The sequence below is a fragment of the Psychroserpens sp. SPM9 genome (assembly GCF_025153525.1).
Taxonomy (GTDB): Bacteria; Bacteroidota; Bacteroidia; order Flavobacteriales; family Flavobacteriaceae; genus Psychroserpens.
In genome coordinates, this window is record NZ_JANZNR010000032.1 from 1 (window position 1) to 990 (window position 990).

General features: G+C 30.3%; 1 protein-coding gene. It reads left to right on the forward strand.

From position 1 onward, the window contains the following. Window positions 1–86 precede the first annotated feature (86 nt). Entirely contained in the window at window positions 87–533 is a 447-nt protein-coding gene (locus N4270_RS17075; RefSeq protein ID WP_260098565.1) for a hypothetical protein, read from the forward strand. Window positions 534–990: the final 457 nt, after the last annotated feature.

Sequence of the window (990 nt, forward strand, 5' to 3'; positions counted from 1 at the left end):
TGTTCATCTTAACCAAAATGTAAAATACTGTTCCTACAAAAAGAACAAACAAAATTTAGAATATTTGACCTTTTAATTGACGAAAAATGAACCAAAAAAAGGTCAACCTATTTCAGTATAATACAAAACTCAATCGCTGGATAGTCATTTCGATTTCTTCATTATTTTTTGGTTGTCAAACTGACCAAAATATTAGTGGAAATTATTACTCATGTAGCATGGGAGAATATACAGAAGTATATTTTAAACAAGATTCGATGAGGGTCGCATCTAAAAGTGAATGGGTCAAACTTACTGAATGGCGAAAAATTGATATTAAGAATGATACTCTTTACTTTGAATCGTTTGGAGAATGGAGAGATAAATGGAAAGCAGAAATAAGCTATGTCGGAATGAATAAAATCGAAATGTATGTTATTGAAAATAAAGATACGGTTATTTTATATCCATTAAGTGAAGACCCAAACTTTGAAAATCTAGATGAATTTTGGAATGGATTCAACAATCGTCAGAATTCAAATAATTGTGAATAAGGAATATGAATACATCTAAAAGAAAAATTATAATAATTCATTTGATTGTATTATTCATATGTTGCTCTCTCCTATTCTGTTTCTCCGACTCTATAATGCATCTGATTTACCCAGATTACGGAAATGAAATACTGTGGATTTATACAATGCTGATCGGAATTTTAATATTTGTTTTTTTATTCTCTGTTTCTTTATTAATAAATCTAAGAATAAATAAGAAGAAATAACGTTAGCTAACAACGTGTATATTTAATTGCGAATTGCTGGCTAAGCGCAGGATTTTTTCTCACAATTCACTATATTGCTTAGCAAAGAATAACAGCGTGCTTGCACGCAACTAACCATACACATACACGTTATATACAATGCCTCCGAATCACTCATACGGAGAGATCATTCAATCTTAATTTAGTAATTCACACTCAATCTCAAAGGGTTTTCACTCGACTCTGAAACT